15 protein-coding genes are annotated in these 18,723 nt (G+C 49.7%); 2 read left to right on the top strand and 13 right to left on the bottom strand.

Annotated features, from left to right (window positions below):
* Positions 1-95 precede the first annotated feature (95 nt).
* The 5 genes from ACESTD_RS11785 to ACESTD_RS11805 all read right to left on the bottom strand — a co-directional run bounded on the left by ACESTD_RS11785 (position 96) and on the right by ACESTD_RS11805 (position 6,654).
* Positions 96-524, bottom strand: a complete 429-nt coding sequence (locus tag ACESTD_RS11785) for a co-chaperone YbbN (RefSeq protein WP_005826712.1) — start codon at positions 522-524, stop codon at positions 96-98.
* Positions 525-533: 9 nt separating this feature from the next.
* Complete coding sequence (gene trxA, locus ACESTD_RS11790) at positions 534-830, bottom strand: thioredoxin (protein ID WP_005826711.1); 297 nt, start codon at positions 828-830, stop codon at positions 534-536.
* 71 nt (positions 831-901) lie between these two features.
* Positions 902-3,061 (bottom strand): S46 family peptidase, encoded by a 2,160-nt coding sequence (locus ACESTD_RS11795; protein WP_005835994.1) that lies wholly within the window; start codon positions 3,059-3,061, stop codon positions 902-904.
* Positions 3,062-3,200: 139 nt separating this feature from the next.
* Positions 3,201-5,366 carry a S46 family peptidase gene (locus ACESTD_RS11800; RefSeq protein ID WP_373158904.1) on the bottom strand — a complete coding sequence of 722 codons (2,166 nt, stop codon included), beginning with the start codon at positions 5,364-5,366 and terminating at the stop codon, positions 3,201-3,203.
* 52 nt (positions 5,367-5,418) lie between these two features.
* The gene (locus ACESTD_RS11805; protein ID WP_373158903.1) at positions 5,419-6,654 is read right to left on the bottom strand and encodes an anaerobic sulfatase-maturation protein; all 1,236 of its coding nucleotides are present in this window, start codon (positions 6,652-6,654) and stop codon (positions 5,419-5,421) included.
* A gap of 133 nt (positions 6,655-6,787) precedes the next feature.
* On the opposite strand from ACESTD_RS11805, the gene ACESTD_RS11810 reads away from it, so the two are divergent.
* The gene (locus ACESTD_RS11810; RefSeq protein WP_008663699.1) at positions 6,788-7,537 is read left to right on the top strand and encodes a DUF4369 domain-containing protein; all 750 of its coding nucleotides are present in this window, start codon (positions 6,788-6,790) and stop codon (positions 7,535-7,537) included.
* A gap of 83 nt (positions 7,538-7,620) precedes the next feature.
* On the opposite strand, the gene ACESTD_RS11815 is transcribed toward ACESTD_RS11810, so the two are convergent.
* The 7 genes from ACESTD_RS11815 to ACESTD_RS11845 all read right to left on the bottom strand — a co-directional run bounded on the left by ACESTD_RS11815 (position 7,621) and on the right by ACESTD_RS11845 (position 14,003).
* Entirely contained in the window at positions 7,621-8,379 is a 759-nt protein-coding gene (locus tag ACESTD_RS11815; RefSeq protein ID WP_005826706.1) for a 1-acyl-sn-glycerol-3-phosphate acyltransferase, read from the bottom strand.
* A gap of 49 nt (positions 8,380-8,428) precedes the next feature.
* On the bottom strand, positions 8,429-9,604 hold the full coding sequence (locus ACESTD_RS11820; protein WP_022402079.1) for a metallophosphoesterase: 1,176 nt from the start codon (positions 9,602-9,604) through the stop codon (positions 8,429-8,431).
* On the bottom strand, positions 9,592-10,218 hold the full coding sequence (locus ACESTD_RS11825; protein WP_005826703.1) for a hypothetical protein: 627 nt from the start codon (positions 10,216-10,218) through the stop codon (positions 9,592-9,594). Before ACESTD_RS11825 ends, ACESTD_RS11820 begins: the two co-directional genes overlap by 13 nt.
* Positions 10,219-10,222: 4 nt before the next feature.
* Positions 10,223-10,708, bottom strand: a complete 486-nt coding sequence (locus ACESTD_RS11830; protein WP_005826701.1) for an RNA polymerase sigma factor — start codon at positions 10,706-10,708, stop codon at positions 10,223-10,225.
* 193 nt (positions 10,709-10,901) lie between these two features.
* Positions 10,902-11,816: a vitamin B12 dependent-methionine synthase activation domain-containing protein gene (locus ACESTD_RS11835; RefSeq protein WP_035448012.1), complete on the bottom strand. Its 915-nt coding sequence runs from the start codon at positions 11,814-11,816 to the stop codon at positions 10,902-10,904.
* Positions 11,817-11,856: 40 nt separating this feature from the next.
* Positions 11,857-13,203 (bottom strand): dihydroorotase, encoded by a 1,347-nt coding sequence (locus ACESTD_RS11840; RefSeq protein WP_005836009.1) that lies wholly within the window; start codon positions 13,201-13,203, stop codon positions 11,857-11,859.
* A 44-nt stretch (positions 13,204-13,247) separates the two neighbouring features.
* Positions 13,248-14,003, bottom strand: a complete 756-nt coding sequence (locus tag ACESTD_RS11845; RefSeq protein WP_005836010.1) for a polyprenol monophosphomannose synthase — start codon at positions 14,001-14,003, stop codon at positions 13,248-13,250.
* Between the two features lie 653 nt (positions 14,004-14,656).
* On the opposite strand from ACESTD_RS11845, the gene mfd reads away from it, so the two are divergent.
* Entirely contained in the window at positions 14,657-18,046 is a 3,390-nt protein-coding gene (gene mfd, locus ACESTD_RS11850; protein ID WP_373158902.1) for a transcription-repair coupling factor, read from the top strand.
* A gap of 19 nt (positions 18,047-18,065) precedes the next feature.
* Here the strand turns inward: mfd and ACESTD_RS11855 are convergent, their stop codons facing one another.
* Positions 18,066-18,710: a hypothetical protein gene (locus tag ACESTD_RS11855; protein WP_005826687.1), complete on the bottom strand. Its 645-nt coding sequence runs from the start codon at positions 18,708-18,710 to the stop codon at positions 18,066-18,068.
* Positions 18,711-18,723 lie beyond the last annotated feature (13 nt).

Raw genomic sequence — 18,723 nt, forward strand, 5'->3', positions numbered from 1 at the left:
CAAAGCTATTAAATAAAAAATACGGAACCCATACTGAATCCCGTATTTTACATTTACACAAAATATTTTATAGTGCCTTTTCTTTCTATTATGAACTATTCTGTTTTCAGTAAAAAGTCATCAATCGCCTTTTTGTAGGTAGCCTTATCGGCTGCTCCGCGGAAGAGCTGAGGCTCTCCATTCATAGGGATGAATACAAAAAGGGGGATGCTTGTTGCATTGAACAACGCTGCCAATTCTTTTTCTTTATCCACATTGACTTTGTAGACAACGATTTTATCGGCATACTCTTTGGCCAGTTCCTTCATAATGGGAGCCACCATGCGGCAAGGTCCGCACCAGTCGGCATATAAGTCTATGATGGCAGGCTTGTTTCCCTTGTATTTCCAGTCCTGGGATTTCTCATAGTCGAACACATCCTTGATGAACATGGCTTTGTTCATGACGATAACTTCTCCGTTTGTTTGAGCATAGGCCAGCATGCAAGAAAACACGAGGGCAACCATTGCTATAATCTTCTTCATTTCTTCTTGTTAAGAGTTTTGTTCTATAACGGCTTTCAAATCCTTACCGCTGATGACACCCGAATGGCGCCATACGGCTTCACCTTTCTTAAATACGATAAATGTCGGTACTGCTTGTATGCGGTAGCGGGCAGCAAGCTCTTCGTGCTGGTCTACATCTATTTTGGCGATACGGGCAGCATCTCCTATTTCGTTTTTGAGTTCCTCCAGTACCGGATGCATGGCCTTGCACGGGCCACACCAGGTTGCAAAGAAATCAACTAAAACGGGCTTTTCTGATTGTATCAATTCTTCAAACTTTTCCATAATTTTTTCCTTTCTGTTTTTATTTATTTGTAATGATAACAAAATAGGAGGAGGATTTGTTCGCTAAATCATTATTTAATCGTCATCTCTTCAATGAGATGCGAAGCTCCCGCGTATTTGTCGATGATGAACAAGGTGTAGCGGATGTCTACACATGCTGCTCGTTGGGAGGACGGACGGAAGGCAATGTCGCCAGTCAGACCTTCGTAATTGCGGTCAAAGCCGGTACCTATCAGTTCTCCTTTGGCATTGAACACTGGGCTGCCGGAGTTTCCACCGGTATTGTCTGTGTTGACAATGAAGCAGATGGGCATTTCGCCGTTCGGCATGGCATAACGTCCGAAATCCTTTGCCTGATACAGCTGTTTCAGTTTGGCGGGGACTACAAACTCCCAATTGTCGGGATCTTCCTTCTCCATAGCTCCTTTCAGAGTGGTGTAGTAATCATATTTCACACCGTCTGCCGGAGCGTAGGGGAGCACTTGACCGTAGGTCAGGCGCAAGGTGGAGTTGGCATCCGGATAGATGGGCTGGCCGTTGGCAAGCTTCATGTCCATCATTCCCTTTACCCATACCTTGTGGGCGGCATTGTAGTTTTTATTGGCATCCATCATGGCAATGGAGGTCTGAAGCAGGCCGTCCGTGATGGAATATTTCAGCAAGACCATCCAGTCTGTATTAATCTTGTAGAGGCTGGGCTTGCGGATGAACTTGGCAAAGTTCTCCTTGTTGCCGAAGATGGAATGTTCAAAGCAGGCGTCGATGAAAGCGTCGCTGTTGCCCTTGAAACGCTTGTCTATGATTTGGAAAATACCGATGCGTTGTTCGGCAGGGATATACTTCATGTAGATTTTCAGCATTTCCTTGCCAACAATATGTTCCACTTCGGGGAAGGGGACAGAGGCAAAGTAGCGGTCGGCTGCCTTCTGAAGGCTGTCTTTAGCTGCTGCAATCTGTTTCTTGTCCTTGTTCTTCAAGGCAGATACCAGTCCTGCGGTGCTGGGGATACGCATGAAATCGAGTCCCGTCACCAGTGCTTCCTGAATGGCTTGCTGGTGGTAGAGGGCTGGACGGCGTTGCTTTACGATGGCGCGTATCTGGTCGAATGCTTGCTGATAGCTATTGTCGTTCAGCGAGCGTCCGCGTGCCAGGAGTGCCTCTTGCTGTGCACGTTTAGTGTCCAATACGTTCAGACGGACGAGACCTTCGTTCATACCGATGGCATTTTTCCAGTAGTTGGCAGAAGATGCATACTTGCTGGCATAGTGGATGCGTACGGCATCGTCTTGCAACATTTGTTTCATCAGAGCTTTCTGGCGGACATCGCGCACGTGGTGGCGCATGAAGTTGGTGGTTTGCATACGCTCTTCCACCTCGTCGGAAATCATGTAGCGCCAGTTGCGTCCGGGGAATCCCATGACGAAGGTAAAGTCGCCCTCGCGATAGCCGTCAAGACTGATGGTGAGATGTTTCTTCACTTTTAGGGGAACGTTGTCTTTGCTGTAAGCGGCGGGTTTCCCGTCTTTGTCGGCATAAATGCGGAACATGGAGAAATCTCCCGTGTGGCGGGGCCACATCCAGTTGTCGGTGTCTGCGCCGAACTTGCCGATGGAGGAGGGGGGAGCGCCTACCATGCGGATGTCGCTATAGGTGGTCTTTACGAACAGATAGTATCTGTTTCCACCGTAGAAGGCTTTCAGTTCCAGTTTGCGGCCGGGTGTCAGGGCGATGCCTTCGGACTTGGCGAAGCGGTCGGCTACTGTTTTCAGGTATTTGGGAGACAGATAATTGGTGCCGTTCGGGTCGTCGTCGGTTTTCAGTTGTTCGTTTACGTAGTCTGTCACGTCCAGTATCCGGTCGATGTAGGTGACGGTGAGTCCCTTGCAGGGAAGCTCCTCTTCGCGGGACATAGCCCAGAAACCGTCGGTCAGGTAGTCGTGTTCCACCGAGCTGTGTTGTTGTATGGCGCCATAGCCGCAGTGGTGGTTGGTCAGTACCAGGCCTTCGGCAGAGATGACTTCGCCGGTACAGCCACCGCCGAAATGCACCACGGCATCCTTTAGGGCAATGCCGTCGGGATTGTAGATTTGGTTGGCGGGGATGAGCAGTCCGAGTTCCGTCATGGCTACTTCGTTCTGCTTTTGCAGGTCGGTGAGCATCCACATACCTTCGTCGGCGTGTGCGGCAAGGACAGAAGATGTAATGAATAATGATAATAGGATTCTTTTCATGGTGATGTGCGTTAGAAGAGCATCTGAGAGGGGGGCTATTCAGTATACGACTGAATAGGGTTAAGTATACGACTGAATGGCATTCACTATACGACTGAATGCCATTCAGTATGGGAGGTAATCTCTCAGAGGCTTTAATTTATTCTATAATGTTCATTTCTTTTATCAGATGACTGCAATTGCCCAGTTTGTCGAGGATGAAGAGCACGTAGCGTATATCCAGTGCAATGCAACGCTGCAGGTCATTGTTGAAGTTGATGTCACCGCTCAGAGATTCCCAGTTACCGTCGAAAGCAGTACCGATGAGCTGTCCTTCGCCATTGATGACGGGGCTGCCCGAGTTGCCGCCGGTGATGTCGTTCGTCGTGAGGAAGCAAACCGGCATGGTGCCGTCTGCCATGGCGTAGCGTCCGAAGTCTTTCTTTTGAATCAGTTCTTTCAGCTTGGCGGGTACCACGAATTCACGGTCTTCGGGATTCTCTTTTTCAAGGATACCGTCGGTAGTGGTATAGTAGTCGTAGTGTACGGCATCGCGTGGGCTGTATGATTTTACATTACCATAGGTCAGACGCATGGTGAAGTTGGCATCCGGATAGGAGGGGACGGGCTGTTTCATTTCACCCAAGCCACGGATGTAGGCCTTGTGGAGCAGTTCCATTCCGCTTTCCAGTTCCATGTATTGCTTTCCGAGCTCCTGCAGCTTTTCGTTCTTGGAGCGCGAGTAAGCCGTAGCAGGGTCTTTCTCGATGGCTTTCACGGTGGGCTTTGCCAGGAATTTATCCAGGTTCTTGCGGTTGGAGAGGATGGAGTTGTCGTAAATGTTGTCTACGTATGCGTTGTAGTCGCCCTTGAACTCTCCGTTGATGGTTTGGTAGAAGGAGGGCAGCTCGTCGGCGTTCAGTGCCTTGGCAAGGGCGGGCAGGATGGCTTTGGCTATGGCGCGGTCCACTTCGTGGTCGTAGTCTTTATTGTGGATACCATCGTATGCATTTTCCAACTGCTTCTTCGAAGCTTGCAGCAATGAGTCGTTCTTCTCTTCGAGCGCTTTCTTTATGTTATCCATAATAAGGTAGGTACTGCCGAATTCGATAGCACCGCGCAATGCTTCGTTGGTATAGTAGAGCTGGCGCAGCGTGGGGGTGCTTTTCTCGATGATGGCATCAATTTTCTCTACCACACCCTCGTATTCGGGTTTTCCTTGGGCAAAGGCGGCATACTTTTTCTCGATTTCGGCTTTGGCGCCCAACACGTCATTGTCGATGATTGCCTTGTTCATACCAATGGAGTTCTTCCAGTAGTTACTGCTTCCGGCAAACTTGCTGGCATACTGGATGCGGGTCTTGTCACTGGCATCCATATACTTGCGCAGCACTTCGAGGCGTACGCCGCGCATATCAATCATTGCCTGATTCACGGCGTTCATGCGTTGCTTCACTTCGCTCTGGGTGAGGTAACGTTCTGTGCTGCCGGGGAAGCCCATAATCATGGCGTAGTCACCTTCGTTCAGACCTTTGATGGAGATGGGCAGGAACTTCGGCGTTTTCAGGGGTACATTGCTTTCACTGTATTCAGCCGGCTCTCCGTTGGCATCGGCATAGATACGGAACATGGAGAAGTCGCCCGTGTGGCGCGGCCACATCCAGTTGTCGGTCTCACCGCCAAACTTACCTACCGAGGAGGGAGGAGCGGCAACCATACGCACGTCGCTGTATACCTTATAATAGAACATATAGAATTTGTTTCCTGCATAGAAGGGGAGTGCGCGCACTTCAATGCCCGGTTTACCCTTCAAATCGCTCTTCTCCAGTTCTTCCTTTGCCAGTTTGCTGAGGAACGGGGAAGTCAGTGCATCGATTTCCGTCACTTCGCCTGCCTTTATTTTAGCGTTGACAAGGTCGGTGATGTCTACAATGCGGTGCACGAAACGGAATTTCAATCCCGGGGTGGGCAGTTCTTCACTGCGGTTCATGGCCCAGAAACCATCTGTCAGATAATCGTGTTCCACGCTGCTGTGCTGCTGTATGGCACCGTATCCGCAATGGTGATTGGTCAGAATCAGTCCTTCCGGAGAGATGATTTCGCCGGTACAGCCACCGCCAAAGATACCTACAGCATCTTTCAGTGACACGCCGTTGGGATTGTAAAGGTCGTCAGCCTCCAGCTTCAGTCCTTGCTTTTTCATCATGTCGATGGAGTTCTGCTGCTTCATCAGTTGCAACAACCACATTCCTTCGTCTGCACGCGCAGAGCAGACTGTCAGTGCGGCAATGGCCGCAAGCAAACCTTTCTTAAATGTAATCTTCATATAATCAATTATTAAGTAATGTCTTTGAATTTCATTGTCATCGCTTGTGGGCTTATGGCTTTATGGCATTGTTTCTTATTGCTTCCATAATGTTTGCAGGCGGACGCTGGTTCATCAGTTCGTTCTTCATAAAGTCCATGTATGGGGCTGCGTGACTGAAGAACTTATGATATCCTGCACAAAGGTAATTCAGTCCCGGCTCTCCGTCGGCTGTACGTGCAAAACGGTTCTTTGGACATTCGCCGTTGCAGGCAAACAGCCATTCACACTCCCTGCATTGGGTGGGGAGCGATTGTTGCTTCATCAGTCCGAAGGCTTGTTGCCGTTCGCCGTACATCATCTCCATCAGTGTATTCTGATGGATGTTGCCCAGTTTATATTCGGGGAAAACAAAATGGTCGCACGCATATACGTCTCCGTTGAACTCCATGACGCCTGCATGGCCGCAAGTCTTTGCCATGGAACATACACCCGGTTGTTCGCCTATCCAGTTGGCAAGGGTAGAGTCGAATAACTGTATGTAGTAAGTACCCACGTCCTGCTTTACCCATTCGTCGAACAAGGCGCATAGGAAGTCTCCCCATTGTTCCGGCGTGACGGAAAAGTCTGCCAGCTGCGTGCTCTTTTCCTTGTCTGCCAGGGAGGCAAGATGGCGTCCGTCCCCATGAGGGGCAATGCGCTCCACGATGGGGGCAAACTGGATGTAATGGCATCCTATCTCCTTGAAGAAATTATAGAAGTCCAACGGATAGTCGGCGTTGTAGTCATTGACCACTGCCATTCCATTCCATTCCACACCGTGCTTTTTCAGCAGGTTGATGCCCTGCATCACCTTGACGAAAGAGGGCTTGCCCTGCTTGTTCTTCCGGTATTCGTCATGGAACTCCTGAGGCCCGTCTATGGAGACACCCACCAGCCAGTTGTTTTCTTTGAAAAACCGGCACCATTCATCGGTCAGCAACGTGCCGTTGGTCTGTATGCAGTTGTCTATGGTGCGTCCGTTGGCATATTTCCTTTGCAGCTCCATGGCACGTCTGTAGAAAGAGAGCGGACGCATCAGCGTCTCTCCGCCATGCCAGGTGAACAGAACCTGGGGCATGGTCTGCGAGTTGATGTACTCCTCGATGAATTTTTCCAGCAGTTCCTCGCTCATCACATGCTTGGGGTTGTCTCTATATAGTTTGGATTTCTCCAGATAATAGCAATAATCGCATGCCAGATTGCATACCGCACCTACCGGTTTCAGCATTACATAGAGCGGTTTGGCAAAAGGTGCATAGGTTGACATGTATATTTTCTCTATTTTTATGATTTATAATTGTGCAAAAATACGTAAACCGAATGAAAAATCCTTTCTTTCTATTCGGTTTATAAGGAATATTAATACCTTTGCTGGGTGTAATTCAAAAATCGTTTCTTGCATGATTAGAATGAGTGTGAACCGCATTTTACCCTTTTTGCTCCTGCTTGTGCTCTTTACTTCTTGCAACCGCAAGTATAAGATAGAGGGCAGTTCCTCGGTAACCAGCCTTGACGGAAAGATGTTGTTCCTCAAGACGCTTCGGGACGGGCAATGGGTGAACGTCGACTCGGCAGAGGTTATCCATGGGCATTTCAAGATGAAAGGCCGGGCCGATTCCGTGATGATGGTGACTCTTTATATGGACCACGAGGGCATTATGCCTTTGGTGCTGGAAGACGGCAAAATCGTGGTTTCCATCTCCAATACTCAGTTGATTGCCAAAGGGACTCCTTTGAATGACAAACTGTACGAGTTCATAGACAAGCGCAATTCCCTGGAAGTGAAGATAGAGGAGCTGGAACGGAAAGAGGCGCGTATGGTGCTGGACGGTGCCAATCTGGATGACGTGCATGGGCAGTTGGCAAAGGAAGGCGAAGCACTTGTGAAGGAGATGAACGACTACGTCCGGCAGTTCATTGTAGATAACTTTGAGAATGTGCTGGGCCCCAGTGTATTCATGATGATGTGCAGCACACTGCCCTATCCGGTGATGACTCCGCAGATTGAGGACATCATGAGAACTGCTCCCTTGTCTTTTAAAGAGAATACTTTGGTGAAGGATTTCCTTACAAAGGCGAAGGAGAACATGCAGCTGATTGAAGAGCAGAAACGCATGAAGCAAAATGCTTCTGTAGGAGGACAGAAATAAACAGGAATGAGTTGATAATGACAAACGGGAATGCCTGAATATCCTATCAAGATATTCAGGCATTCCCGTTTGTCATTATGTCTTTATCTGTCCTGGTCTTCGTTCTTCACCATCCCTTTATACTTTTCCGGCAATGCACTCTCCACCGCCGCATAAGCCTCGTTCATGCTTGCCTTGATGTTTTCTGCCCCTTTCCCTTTGGGAGGAATAGGTTCATGGATGGTCAGTATCATCCGGTGGCGGTGTATCCACTTTCCGGTGCGTGGAAGAATCTCGAACGAGCCGTCTATAGTGACGGGCACCACTTCCAGTTGCAGTTCATCTGCCAACTGGAAAGCACCTCTCTTGAAGTACCCCATGTGTCCCGTGAAGGTACGTGCCCCTTCGGGAAATACTACCAGTGACACGCCGTCTTTCAAAGATGATTCTGCCTGCCGCATGGTGGCAAGCACCTTCTTGGGGCTGGAACGGTCGACGAAGATATGTCCTGCGCTCTCGCATGCCTTGCCGACAAACGGGATTTTGCGCAGGCTCTTCTTCATCATCCATTTGAAGTTCCGTCCCAGAAATCCGTATATCAGGAATATGTCGAAGGCACCTTGGTGATTGGGCACAAACACGTAGGAAGTACGTTTATGTATTTTCTCCCTTCCATGTACCTCCACCGGAATAAGCAGTATATAGCAGATGAGCTGTGACCAGATTTTACCGGGATAGTAACCCCAGATATGCGCTCCTCCTATCAGCGAACCGATGATGGTGACCAATGCTGTAAGGATAGTCAGTACCAATAAAATGGGCAACGCAAAGCAAACCTGATAAATAATATAAAGTATCTTCATAGGTGTCGGATTTTTTATTGCTACAAAGATATACCTTTTTCTTATTTCGTCACTCTTTCTCTCTTACTAATTTTAGTACTGTAATTTCCGGCCATGCCCCGAACCGGAACGGCAGTCCTACATAGCCGATGCCAATATTTACGTACAAAGCCCTTTTGCCTTCGTAGTACATTCCTCTCCATTCCGGATAGATAAGTTCGGCAAGGGAATGTCCGAACAAGATGCCTTGCATGGCGTGGGTGTGTCCTGCAAGCATCAGTGAAATATCCGATCGGGGCAGTACCTCGCGCCTCCAGTGGGTAGGGTTATGGCTGAGCAATATTTGGAACATTCCCTCCGTGCCCTGCATGGCTTGCGGCAAGTCTGCAAATTGGGAGAAAGGAGGCTCCCCGTCGTTTTCCACACCGATGAGGGCTATGCTGTCACCTTTGTGATGAAGGATGTCATGCTCATTGTTCAGCAGTTTCCATCCCATTGCTTTCTGCTGCCGGATTAAATAGTCCAGATTGGCGATTTCTGCTTTCGGGCTTTGCCAGTGATAGTATGAGCCATAGTCATGGTTGCCGAGGATGGAGTATACTCCGTCCGGTGCGTATAGTTGGGAGAGTATTTCTTGGAAACCATCCAGTTCGTGGCTCTGCTGGTTCACGAGGTCACCGGTGAAGACAATCAGGTCCGGCTTTTGTCCGTTGACTAAATCGACCAGCTGTTTGATGGGGTCCGGATTGCCTTGCCAACTGCCGATGTGTATGTCCGATATTTGCACGATGCGGTAGCCGTCGAAACCTTCCGGAATATTTGCAGAACGGTATTCCACTTCTTTTGTATCGAAACGGGTGATGCCTGCCAGGGTACCGTAAAGGATATTGAAGAAGCTGACGACAGCCAAAACCAGTCCTATAGCGGTGAACGGGCTGCGGGGACAACGACGGATGATGAAGTGCGCCAGTACTCCCACCAGCGAGCAAAGCATGAATATGGTTTTTGGAAAGACAAACAGCATGATGGTAATTGCCAGTCTGCCTATGGCCTGCGTATGGTTTGACATCGCATTGTCGCCCGTAAGGAACATGAAGTAAACATAGCCTGCCGCTAATAGCAAGGTGGGAAGCCAATAAAGGCAGTGAAGGACTGCCTTTCTGGTTTTTCTTACTACATAAACCAAGTAAATGTAAAGGTCGGGGATGAGAAGGAAAAGGATGAAAACAAGAGTTACTCGGTGCATATATCTTTCAATTCTTCAATGTTCTTTTTAATATTGTCCAGATGTTTGTAAATCACTTTTTTGTAGAGAATATAGATAATTAGCGCGTCAAATACTACGAAAAGGGTAATCAGTAGGGCTTGTACGCTGGCTGGTGCCAGATGATATTCCATCACCCAATAGTTGAGGATATTGAAAAGGATAATCCAAATGGAGATGCCCATCACTTCATATCTGGTCCATTGGCGGAAGGTGGTCATACGGCGACTGACTTCGGCAACCCCCATTTCATCAATACGCGTGTCCTTGTTCCAGCGGTATGTTTTCCAGTCCCACCACATGCCTATGAGGATGCTTATAGCGATGAATCCCAGTAAAGCGACAATCTTGCCTTGCAGCTGCTCATTGAAGCCGAAGGTGGGCAGCAACAGCCATATAAGCAGAAGGGCTGCCAGACCTACCGCTCCCATTCCGATAGAGAAACGCTGTATGACTACGAGTCGTCCCAGACTTTTGCGGGTATTGGCCTTGTAGCCGGCAATCAGTTCGGTAATCTGCTGTTCGTCAGCAATCGGTTCTTTCTGCAACTGTTCATTCAGTGCGTTCCATGATTTCTTCAGTTCATCCAGTTCCATATATTTATTCCTCCTTATTCATTTTTTTCAATTTGTCCTTGATGCGGCTGAGTTTGGTGGCAACGTTTGTCAAGGTCAGCCCGGTGATTTCGGCAATTTCTTCGTAGCTTTTCTCTTCCAGATAGAGCAGTATGATGGACTTTTCCAATTGTCCCAGTCGGTTTATCATCCGGTAGAGCTGCCGTAGCATGGCTTGTGTCTCGTCGGTTTCTTCAGTCCGGTCGGCTTCCTGGGTGAGGGTGACGATTTCGGGGATGTTCTTTTCTTTGCGGATAAAGCTGATGCACGTGTTCAGTGCGATGCGGTAAATCCATGTGGAAATCTTACACTCCCGCCGGAACTTGGGAAATGCTTTCCATAAGTTGAGCACCACTTCCTGATACAGGTCGTTGAGGGTAGCATTGGGCGTGGTGTACAGATAGCACACCTTATATATCACGCGCTCATACTCCCGTACCACGGATACAAACTCTTGTTCTGCATTTTCCATCTTTTAGCTTCTTTCGAATTGCTTTTGCACTGTTAGTCGCATTGTGTGGCGATAAATCACAGTTCAAAAAGGATTATTTTAATGTGTTAATGTGCCTATATGCTAATGTGCCAATGACCTGCGGCATGGTAGCACAATATACATATAGCGCAGCCAATTGGCACATTAGCATATAGGCACATTAGCACATTATTCATATTGTAGTGGCTAAAAACTTCCGCATATCCCCTATTGGCATTCCCCGGCGGCGGGCGTAGTCGTCCAGCTGGTCTTCTCCAATCTTGCCCACTGAAAAGTATCGGGATGCGGGATGTGCCAGCATCATGCCGCAGACGGAGGAGTGAGGGTGCATGGCTCCATGTTCAGTCAGTGTGATACCTATCTGCTTCATGCCGAGCAGTTCGTCCAGCAGGAAATTCACGGATTGGTCGGGTAGGGAGGGGTATCCCACAGCGGGGCGGATGCCTTGGTATTTCTCGACCAGCAGATCCGGAATGGACAAGGATTCGTCGGGGGCATACCCCCAAGCCTCCTTGCGGACATATTCGTGCATCTTTTCTGTGGCGGCTTCGGCAAGGCGGTCGTTCAAGGTTTGTACAAGGAGATGTTTGTAAGGGTCGCTTTTATAAGTCTCTTCGGCCTCTTCACTGATGGTGGAGGCGAAAAGTCCTACGATGTCGGGTGTGCCCGAAGAGAGGGGACGTACAAAATCGCTCAGACAGAGAAATGGACCGCCATCGGGTTGGGGTGTCTGCTGGCGGAGCAGTGGGAAGGTTGTTCCTTCTATCAAGAGGTTATCTCCGTCTGCATTTGCCTGGCAAAGCCTGAAGATGCAATGGATGGAGATTGTTTCGTCCAGTCGGCCGAGCATTCTATTGGCTTCCTTGAAGAGCTGCATGGCTTCGGAAGCTTTGGTACGTTCCTCCTCGGGAAAGGTTGTCAGCCAAAGTGCACGGCAGGAATCGCAGCCATGGATGTTGGCAATAGCCGCAAAGCGAGGCTGGAAGCCCCAGGCATGGAAGAAATAAATCCAGTTGATGTAAGGGGTTACTTCATGAATCCGATACGAAAGCAATTCATGCCCCGGTGCCAGTATTGTCCTTTTCATCCCATTTAATCCTTAATCCCTAATCCTTAATTCCTAGCCTTCACTCCCCAAATCTCAGTTCCTCGCCACGATAAGCGTCGTCCACCATGCCGTCACTATAAACGGGATGTCCGTTGGCAAAAGTCCTTTCCACTTTCCAGTTGAAGGTATGCCCTTCCAATGGGCTCCAGCCGCATTTGCTCAAAACTTTGTCGGCTGTCACTTCCCACGGGGCATCGGGGCGTACCAGCACAAGGTCTGCCCGGTAACCTTCACGGATATAGCCGCGCTCGTTGATGCGGTAGATTTGTGCGGGAGCATGGCACATCTTTTCAACGATGGTCTCGAGTGTGAATACTCCCTCATCCACCAGTTGCAACATGCTGACAAGTGAGAACTGTATCATCGGCATGCCGGACATGGCCTTCAAGGCACCTCCTTCTTTTTCGGAGAGCAGATGGGGCGCATGGTCGGTGGCTATAACGTCTATCAGGCCGGAGTTGACGGCTGCACGCAGGGCATCGCGGTCGGCTTGCTTCTTAATGGCAGGATTGCACTTGATACGTGTGCCCAACGTGCGATAGTCACTGAGCGTGAAGAGGAGATGGGCAACGCATGCTTCGGCGGTAATATGCTTCTCGGAAAGTGAATAGTCATTGAACAGTTGCAGTTCCTTGGCTGTGGACACATGCAGAATATGCAGCCGTGCACCGGCAATCCTTGCCAGCCGTACTGCCAGTTCAGAGGATGCATAGCATGCTGCCGAAGAGCGGATGTAGGGATGCTTGCCTATGGGAATATCATTCTCTCCGGCAAACATTTCCTTATACTTGGCAATATTGTTCTTGATGGTTTCCTGGTCTTCGCAGTGGGCGGCAATCAGCATGTCTGTACCGTTGAAGATGTTCAGCAGGCTGTTCATCTTGTCTACCAGCATGTTTCCGGTACTGGAGCCCATGAATAGCTTGATACCGCAGACGCGGTGCTTGTCCAGCTTGCCGAATTCGCTGTAATTGTCGTTTGTTGCGCCGAAGTAGCAGGAATGGTTTACGATACACTTCTCGTTCAGCAAATCAAGTTTGGCGTTCAAGGCATCCAGCGTAGTGGTCACCGGATTTGTATTGGGCATATCCATGATGGAGGTCACACCACCTGCGGCAGCCGCACGGCTTTCGGTGAGGATGTCCGCTTTGTGGGTCAGCCCGGGATCGCGAAAATGTACATGGTCGTCGATGATGCCAGGCAACAGATAGCATCCGGTGGCATCTATGGTCTCGTCACAAGGGGCGGAGAGAGGTTTCCAGTTGGTCAGTACCTCTGCAATGCGCCCGTCTTCTATCACTACGGAACCTTTCACGGATTGTCCTTCGTTGACAATCGTAGCGTTATGTATCAATGTTCTTTTCATATCTTCCTAATATTTGTAGTAAACCCCTATCACTCTATCACCCATCACTTCATCTCCTTATCTACGGTAGGATATTTATGGAACCAACTGTTCCATTTCAACCGAATCACTCCGAATACGGCTTCACCAAAAATACTGCTGTTCATTTTGGAGGTGCCCAGTTCGCGATTAATGAAGATGACAGGCACTTCCTTTACCTTGAAGCCGCATTTGTAGGCGGTGAATTTCATTTCTATCTGGAAGGCGTATCCTTTGAAGCGGATGCCGTCCAGATTGATGGTCTCCAATACCCGGCGGCGGTAACATACAAATCCGGCTGTAGTGTCGTGGATGGGCAGCCCGGTGATGAAGCGCACATACTTGGAGGCAAAATAAGACATCAGTACACGTCCCATGGGCCAGTTCACTACGTTCACACCACTCACATAACGTGAACCGATGGCTACATCGGCACCCTCTTCGGAACAGGCGCGGTAGAGTCGCGGCAAGTCTTGGGGATTGTGGCTGAAGTCGGCATCCATTTCGAATACATACTCATAACCTCGTTGCAATGCCCACTTAAAGCCGGCTATGTAGGCTGTACCCAGTCCTAACTTTCCTTTGCGCTCCACCATGAAGAGGCGTTCGGGAAACTCCTGCTGCAAGGTCTTTACAATGGCAGCTGTTCCGTCGGGCGAACCGTCTTCAATGACAAGGATGTGAAAACCATGTTTCAGAGCAAAAACGGCACGGATGATATTTTCTATATTCTCCCGTTCATTGTAGGTGGGGATGATGACAATGCTGTCTGATGTTTGCATACTTATAGGTAATGGGGGTTATAACTGGGAACAAATGTAATACATTTCTTTTTTATCTGGCAGCATTTTCACACAAATCTTGATTTTGCAAAGTTCTGGCGCCACGACTCTTTCATTTATGTAGCTCCTTCTAACTCCTGACTATAAGGAATGCAGGTTAAATCAAAGAACCATATGCTTGACTTTGAACTTTAGCCTCAATCTTTAGCTATTCCCGTTTCAATCATTAACAGAAAACATTCAAACTATTAAAGAAAAACTTTCGAAGTATAAAGGATAAAGTGGGTAGATATAGGGAGAAAAAGTGCTCTTCAGTCTTGGTCTGTCTATCCCAAGCCTTGGGATAGACAGACCAACCCCTGGGATACATGTCCGCAGGCTGGGGATAAACTTTGTGTAACATAACTCCTGAATAGGGATTGTGCAGGCTGTGTTATTCATAATTGGAGGAAAAGAAGTTTCATTGCCTTCCCCGATAAATAGGGCGATACAGAAAAAAGGTGAAGGATGTGCAGGCTGACAGCAGAAAGATTATTTCAGAGAACATAGTTGCCGACAGGTCAAAGCTAAAGATTATTTGTGTATTTTTGCACCGAATTTATTTCGGTAGGATACCTTATGAGAGGCAATACCGGGGGAAAAAGCGCAAAGCAATGAATATAACTGAACTGCAACAATCTTATGCTTCCCATCCCAATGTAGAGGGGGTGTGCAGGCTTCTGAAAGATAACTCTGTCCGTCACCTATATTGCGGAGGTTTATATGCCTCTGCCGCTTCTTTGTTTTCGTCTGTATTGGTTCAGCGGGCTACTTGTCCGCTCGTTTTCATTCTGGGCGATATGGAGGAAGCCGGTTATTTCTATCATGATTTGACGCAGATATTGGGGACAGAGCAGGTATTGTTTTTTCCTTCTTCGTTCCGCCGCGCCATCAAGTACGGGCAGAAGGATGCGGCAAACGAAATACTCCGTACAGAAGTGCTGAGTCGCCTGCAAAAAGGAGAAGAGGGGCTTTGCGTGGTGACCTATCCGGATGCGCTGGCCGAAAAGGTGGTCTCTCGTAAGGAACTGGGAGAGAATACACTGAAACTGCATGCAGGCGAGAGGGTGGATATGAACTTCGTGACGGACGTATTGCGCAGCTACGGTTTCGAATATGTGGACTACGTCTACGAGCCGGGGCAGTATGCCGTTCGTGGCAGTATTATCGACGTCTTTTCCTTCTCTTCCGAATATCCCTTCCGTATAGACTTTTTCGGCGATGAGGTGGAAAGCGTCCGTACCTTCGAGGTGGAAACACAGCTCTCGAAGGAGAAGAAAGAAAGCATCGTGATAGTTCCCGACTTGAGCCATAGCCTGGAAAAAAAGGGAAGCGGCGGCATGGTGTCGTTCCTCGATTTCCTTCCGTCGGACAGCTTGCTTGCCATGCGCGATTTTCTCTGGCTACGCGAACGCATCCAGACCGTGCACGACGAATCGCTCACCCCACAGGCCATCGCCGCCCGTGAGTCGGAGGAGAATGGAGCCATCACGCTGGAAGGCAAGCTGATTGATGGTGGCGAGTTCACCCTGCGCGCCCTCGATTTCCGCCGGATGGAGTTCGGTAACAAGCCCACCGGAACGCCGGATGCTACCGTCTCGTTCCATACTACGGTACAGCCTATCTTCCATAAAAACTTCGACATGGTGGCAGAGAGTTTCCGCGAATACCTCTCCCGTCACTACACCATCTACATATGCAGCGACAGCCTGAAACAGACTGACCGCATCCGTGCCATCTTTGAGGACCGTGGAGACAACATATCCTTTACCGCCGTGGAACGGACGCTGCACGAAGGCTTTGCCGACGACACTTTGCGTATCTGCGTCTTTACCGACCATCAGCTGTTCGACCGCTTTCACAAGTATAACTTGAAGAGCGACAAGGCACGCAGCGGCAAGGTGGCCTTGAGCCTGAAGGAGCTGAACCAATTCACCCCCGGCGACTATGTGGTGCATACCGACCACGGTGTGGGGCGTTTTGCCGGACTGGTACGTATCCCCAACGGTGACACCACGCAGGAGGTGATGAAGATTGTCTATCAGAACGAAGATGTGGTGTTTGTCTCCATCCACTCTCTGCACAAGGTTTCCAAGTACAAGGGAAAGGAGGGTGAAGCGCCCCGCCTCAACAAGCTCGGCACCGGAGCCTGGGAGAAGCTGAAAGACCGCACCAAGACGAAGATAAAGGATATTGCCCGCGACTTGATAAAACTCTACTCGCAACGCCGCGAGGAGAAGGGGTTCCAATACAGTCCCGACAGCTTCCTGCAACGGGAGTTGGAAGCCTCCTTCATCTATGAGGATACCCCCGACCAAAGCAAGGCTACTTCCGACGTGAAGGTCGACATGGAGAGTGCCCGTCCGATGGACCGCCTGGTGTGCGGTGACGTGGGCTTCGGCAAGACGGAGGTGGCTGTTCGTGCCGCTTTCAAGGCTGTGGCGGACAATAAGCAGGTGGCTGTACTGGTGCCCACTACCGTACTTGCCTATCAGCATTTCCAGACCTTCAAGGAGCGCTTGAAAGGCTTGCCTTGCCGGGTGGAGTATCTGAGTCGTGCCCGCACCGCTGCTCAGGCAAAGGCTGTAGTGAAAGGGCTTGCCGAAGGGGAAGTGAATATTCTTATCGGTACCCACCGTATCCTGGGAAAAGACGTTAAGTTCAAAGACCTTGGTTTGTTGATTATTGATGAGGAGCAGAAGTTCGGCGTCTCCGTCAAGGAGAAACTCCGCCAATTGAAGGTGAATGTGGATACGCTGACCATGACGGCTACACCCATTCCCCGTACCTTGCAGTTTTCGCTGATGGGTGCGCGCGACTTGAGCGTCATCCAGACACCGCCGCCTAACCGCTATCCCATCCAGACGGAAGTGCACACCTTCAACGAGGAAATCATTGCCGACGCCGTCAATTTTGAGATGAGCCGTAACGGGCAGGTATTCTTCGTGAATAACCGTATTTCCAATCTGGTTGAGTTGAAGGCCATGATAGAGCGGCACATTCCCGACTGCCGTGTCTGTATCGGACACGGACAGATGGAGCCTGCCGAACTGGAGAAGATAATCTTTGATTTCGTCAATTACGATTACGACGTGCTGCTTGCCACTACCATCATCGAAAGTGGCATCGACATACCCAATGCCAATACCATTATTATCAACCAGGCGCAGAACTTCGGCCTCAGTGACTTGCACCAGATGCGCGGACGTGTGGGGCGGAGCAATAAAAAAGCTTTCTGTTACCTGCTGGCACCGCCTTTGTCCTCCCTTACTCCCGAAGCAAAACGACGCCTGCAAGCCATCGAGAACTTCTCCGACCTGGGCAGTGGCATCCACATTGCCATGCAGGACCTTGACATCCGTGGCGCAGGCAATATGCTCGGTGCCGAACAGAGTGGTTTCATTGCCGACCTAGGCTACGAGACGTATCAAAAGATTCTTTCCGAAGCTGTGCACGAACTGAAGACCGACGAGTTTGCCGACCTTTATGCCGAAGAACTGAAAGCAGACGGAGGCGTCATCAGTGGAGAACAGTTTGTCGACGAATGCCAGGTGGAAAGCGACCTCGAACTTCTGTTGCCTGCCGATTACGTGACTGGCAGCAGCGAGCGTATGTTGCTCTATCGCGAGTTGGACGGATTGACACTCGACAAGGATGTGGATGCTTTCCGTACCCGCCTCGAAGACCGCTTCGGTCCGATTCCTCCCGAAACGGAAGAACTGCTGCGCATCGTTCCCTTGCGACGCCTGGCTGCCCGCCTCGGCGTGGAGAAAGTCTTTCTGAAAGGTGGGCGCATGTCCCTGTTCTTCGTCTCCAATCCGGACAGCCCGTACTATCAGAGCCAGGCTTTCGGTAAGGTCATTGCCTACATGATGAAGTACACCCGGCGTTGTGACCTGCGCGAACAGAACAACAAACGGAGTATGTTGGTGAAGGATGTCAAGACGGTAGAAGAAGCTGTCTGTGTGTTGCAGGAGGTAGTGGCAATGCAGGTGGAAGAGTAAACTGTTGCCACTCCTGCCACTAACGTCCGAACTGCAAGGCGAATCCCAAATTGAAGAAAGTGATGTTGTTTTTGAACCAGCTATGGTCTACTCCGTCATCATACCCGTCTGTGTTATAAAGTCGTGCATCGGGGTTGGCAAACCAGTCTGCTGTCAGGAAATCACAGCGAATCATGCCCGAGAGTTTACGGCTGATGCGGAACTCATAGCCTGCTGCGAAAGTTATTCCACAATATCCTTTATGGAAAAGGTGTCCGTTCCGTTCACCGCGTTTATATGTCCGTTCCTGATAGTTCATATACCCGATGCCGAACGAGAGGAACAGTCCTTGATTCCCGTTGCTCCACAAGGGCCGGTATGTGATGTTGGGGCGTATGCAGTGCAGATGTGCCTTATCCGGCAGGCGTGCCATGCGTAGATAGTCATATTGAAGTCCTGCGGCAAATAGGGGCGTGATGTAGTAGCGGCCTTCTGTCATCAGGTCATATCCCACCCGGTTGCCATTCTTGCTGAAGAAGTCGTTACGGTTTCCCTCTACATGAGGTAAGGATACACCGCCACCGAAGATGATACTGTAATTTTGCGGCAGGCATTCGCTTTGTGCCAGCAGACCTGTCGCTCCGATGGGGAGTAGGGATAGGCAGAGGAGGAGGAATCGTTTCATGCAGTTGCTGTGA

The sequence above is a fragment of the Bacteroides sp. AR20 genome (assembly GCF_964250605.1).
Lineage (GTDB): Bacteria > Bacteroidota > Bacteroidia > Bacteroidales > Bacteroidaceae > Bacteroides > Bacteroides uniformis.

Coding starts and splice junctions, on each gene's coding strand:
- ACESTD_RS11785 (WP_005826712.1), bottom strand. CDS start 524: ATGAAGAAGATTATAGCAATGGTTGCCCTCGTGTTTTCTTGCATGCTG.
- trxA (WP_005826711.1), bottom strand. CDS start 830: ATGGAAAAGTTTGAAGAATTGATACAATCAGAAAAGCCCGTTTTAGTT.
- ACESTD_RS11795 (WP_005835994.1), bottom strand. CDS start 3,061: ATGAAAAGAATCCTATTATCATTATTCATTACATCTTCTGTCCTTGCC.
- ACESTD_RS11800 (WP_373158904.1), bottom strand. CDS start 5,366: ATGAAGATTACATTTAAGAAAGGTTTGCTTGCGGCCATTGCCGCACTG.
- ACESTD_RS11805 (WP_373158903.1), bottom strand. CDS start 6,654: ATGTCAACCTATGCACCTTTTGCCAAACCGCTCTATGTAATGCTGAAA.
- ACESTD_RS11810 (WP_008663699.1), top strand. CDS start 6,788: ATGATTAGAATGAGTGTGAACCGCATTTTACCCTTTTTGCTCCTGCTT.
- ACESTD_RS11815 (WP_005826706.1), bottom strand. CDS start 8,379: ATGAAGATACTTTATATTATTTATCAGGTTTGCTTTGCGTTGCCCATT.
- ACESTD_RS11820 (WP_022402079.1), bottom strand. CDS start 9,604: ATGCACCGAGTAACTCTTGTTTTCATCCTTTTCCTTCTCATCCCCGAC.
- ACESTD_RS11825 (WP_005826703.1), bottom strand. CDS start 10,218: ATGGAACTGGATGAACTGAAGAAATCATGGAACGCACTGAATGAACAG.
- ACESTD_RS11830 (WP_005826701.1), bottom strand. CDS start 10,708: ATGGAAAATGCAGAACAAGAGTTTGTATCCGTGGTACGGGAGTATGAG.
- ACESTD_RS11835 (WP_035448012.1), bottom strand. CDS start 11,816: ATGAAAAGGACAATACTGGCACCGGGGCATGAATTGCTTTCGTATCGG.
- ACESTD_RS11840 (WP_005836009.1), bottom strand. CDS start 13,203: ATGAAAAGAACATTGATACATAACGCTACGATTGTCAACGAAGGACAA.
- ACESTD_RS11845 (WP_005836010.1), bottom strand. CDS start 14,003: ATGCAAACATCAGACAGCATTGTCATCATCCCCACCTACAATGAACGG.
- mfd (WP_373158902.1), top strand. CDS start 14,657: ATGAATATAACTGAACTGCAACAATCTTATGCTTCCCATCCCAATGTA.
- ACESTD_RS11855 (WP_005826687.1), bottom strand. CDS start 18,710: ATGAAACGATTCCTCCTCCTCTGCCTATCCCTACTCCCCATCGGAGCG.